Genomic DNA, 2,918 nt, shown 5'->3' on the forward strand with positions numbered 1-2,918 from the left:
ACCAGGCTCAACACCGATTATTTCGATCTCTATCAGATCCATTGGCCGGAGCGGGACGTGCCTTGGGGCGCCAACCCGAACCGTGTCGGTGCCGTGCCGCTGCGAGCCGATTCCGTCGGCGCACCGGCTGGCGAGACGCCGATCACCGAGACCCTCGCCGTCTTCGACGAACTGGTGAAGGTTGGAAAAATCCGCCATTTCGGTCTGTCGAACGAGAGCTCCTGGGGCGTCATGCGGTTCATCGCCGAAGCTGACAAGGGCCTCGGTCCACGCCTGGTGTCGCTGCAAAACGCCTATAATCTCGTCAACCGCAGCTTCGAGGTGAATCTCGCCGAAGTCTGCGAGCGCGAACAGGTTTCGTTTTTGCCCTATTCGCCGTTGGCGCAGGGCTATCTCACCGGCAAATACGATCATGGCGCGCGGCCGCAAGGCTCACGCTCGCAGCTCTTCAATCGGGGCCAGCGCTACGAGACGCCCAACGCCGCGGAAGCGCAGCTTGAATACAACGAGCTGGCGCGCTCTTTCGGCATGGAGCCGGCATTGTTTGCCAACGCTTATGTCACGAGCCGGCCTTTCGTCACCTCGAGCATCATCGGCGCGACGACCATTTCGCAACTCGAAATGGCGCTGTCTTGCGCCGATGTCGTCTGGACCGAGGACATGCAGAAGGCGGTCGATGCAATCCACCAGCGTGTCGGCAACCCCTGTCCGTGAGCAATACGGCCGGTAGCGAAGTTATCAAATGATTACAACGGGAAGGGGCAGAAATGGATTTTCCGGTCGATGCCGTGCGCGAGAAATTTCCGGCCCTGTCGCTGACCGACAAGGGCCGTCGCCGCATCTACCTCGACAACCCTGCCGGCACGCAGGTGCCGCAAGCGGTTGCCGACGCGGTGTCACGCTGCCTGCTGACCGCAAACGCCAATCTCGGCGGATTCTTCGAAAACACGATCGCAGCGCAACAAATCGTCGATGACGCCCATGCGGCGATGGCCGATTTCCTGGCTGCTGCGAGCCCTCAGGAAATCATCATCGGCGCCAACATGACGACTCTGACCTATCACATGTCGCGCACGCTCGGCCGCACGATGAAACCGGGCGACGAAATCATTCTCACCCGCATGGATCACGAGGGCAACGTATCTCCGTGGCTGCAGCTGGCCGAAGACCTTGGCCTTGTCGTGCGCTGGCTGCCTTTCGACGAGCAGAGCTGGCAGATCGAGGAGGCGGCGCTTGCTACGCTGCTCACCGACAGAACCCGGCTCGTCGCTTTGAACTACGCCAGCAATCTGACCGGCTCGATTAACCGGGTGAAGGCGCTGACCGGCATTGCCAAGCAGGCCAGCGCCCTGGTCTATGTCGACGCCGTTCAGTTCGCGCCGCACGGCCTGATCGACGTCAGGGATATCGGCTGCGATTTCCTGATCTGCTCGGCCTATAAATTCTTCGGGCCGCATTTGGGTATCTTATGGGGCAGGCTGGATGTCATCGATGCGCTGAAACCGTATAAATGCCGCTGTTCGTCCAATGCTCTGCCGGAGCGGTTCGAACTCGGCACGCCGCAGATCGAGCTGATGGCCGGACTGACGGCCGCGGTCGATTACTTTGCGGAACTCGGCGCGGCGGCAGGCGATGGCGGCTCGCGCCGCGCCAGGGTCGCCAAGGCCTTCGAAAGATCAATAGCTTATGAGAACCCGCTGGCGCAAAGGCTGATGGACGGCCTGTCGGCTGTCTCAAGCCTGACCATCCATGGCATTACCGATCCGGCGCGTGTCGGGGAGCGCGTCCCGACGGTCTCCTTCACCGTCGACGGCATCGTGCCGGAGACGATCATACGACAGATGAATGCGGAAAACATCTTCCTGTGGTCCGGCCACAACTATGCCTGGGAAATCGTCCACCAGCTCGGCATTCCGCCCGAACAGGGCGTGGTGCGCATCGGCATCGCTCACTACAATACGGCGGCCGAAGTCGACGAGACACTGGAGAGCGTGCATCGCGTCATCGCGATGCTGCGACAGGAGCGATCCTGATCCGACATCACCGCTTCTTGCTGCCGCCGAAGCCGGTGAGGAAGGCAGTAAGATTGTCGCTGAGCTCGTCGCAGAGATAGCCGCCCTCCTGCACGATGACCGTCGGCAGGCCGACGCCGGCGATAGCCTCGCCGATGCGCGAGAAGCCCGGTGTCGTTACCGACAGTCCGCCGAACGGATCGCCTTCGAAGGCGTCGAGGCCGAGCGCCACGACAAGCGCTTCCGGCGCAAAGGCGCGGATACGCTGGAAAGCCACATCCAGCGCGTCGAGGAATGCGGTGTCGCCGGATTTGCGCGCCAGCGGCAGGTTGAAATTGTAGCCGAGGCCAGCCTCTTCGCCACGTTCGTCGGCATGACCCCAGAAGAACGGGTAGAAGCGCACCGGATCGGCATGCAGCGAGACGGTGAGCACGTCCGGTCGCGCATAGAAAATGCCTTGCGTGCCGTTGCCGTGATGCAGATCGACGTCGAGGATTGCCACCCGCGCCGCATTCTTGCGGAGCGTCTGTGCCGCGACCGCTGAATTGTTGATGAAACAGAAGCCGCCGGCGACGTCCGCAAAGGCGTGGTGGCCAGGCGGACGGCAGAGCGCATAGGCAGCCGGTGCGCCTGACATCACGGCCTCAGCGGCCTCGACCGCGCTCCAAGCGCTCCACAGCGCGCTCTGCCAGGTCTCCCTTGAGATCGGGCAAGCGGTGTCGGCCATGTGATAGCCGGCCTGGCCGACCGCTGAGGCCGGATAGGAGCCGCCCCGCGCGATCGGATGGATGTTGGGGATCACTTCCGCCGAAGCGCCTTCGATGCGCTGCCAGCGCACAAAGATGTGCTCGAGAAAATCGAGATATTCGGGCGTATGCACCGCCGCAACCGGTCCTGGCCCGTGAT

General features: G+C 62.4%; 3 protein-coding genes. 2 read left to right on the plus strand and 1 reads right to left on the minus strand.

What is annotated here, in order from left to right; genetic code table 11:
* A partial coding sequence (locus EOA85_RS31500; RefSeq protein ID WP_127212339.1) for an aldo/keto reductase occupies positions 1-714 on the plus strand: 714 nt, incomplete at its 5' end.
* Positions 715-767: 53 nt separating this feature from the next.
* A complete protein-coding gene (locus EOA85_RS31505) occupies positions 768-2,033 on the plus strand; it encodes a cysteine desulfurase-like protein (RefSeq protein WP_127212340.1) in 1,266 nt (421 codons plus the stop codon).
* Positions 2,034-2,040: 7 nt separating this feature from the next.
* On the opposite strand, the gene EOA85_RS31510 is transcribed toward EOA85_RS31505, so the two are convergent.
* Positions 2,041-2,918: histone deacetylase family protein (locus EOA85_RS31510; RefSeq protein WP_164760006.1), on the minus strand; the 878-nt coding region annotated here is incomplete at its 5' end.

The sequence above is a fragment of the Mesorhizobium sp. M5C.F.Ca.IN.020.29.1.1 genome, assembly GCF_003997375.1.
GTDB classification, from domain to species: Bacteria; Pseudomonadota; Alphaproteobacteria; order Rhizobiales; family Rhizobiaceae; genus Mesorhizobium; species Mesorhizobium wenxiniae.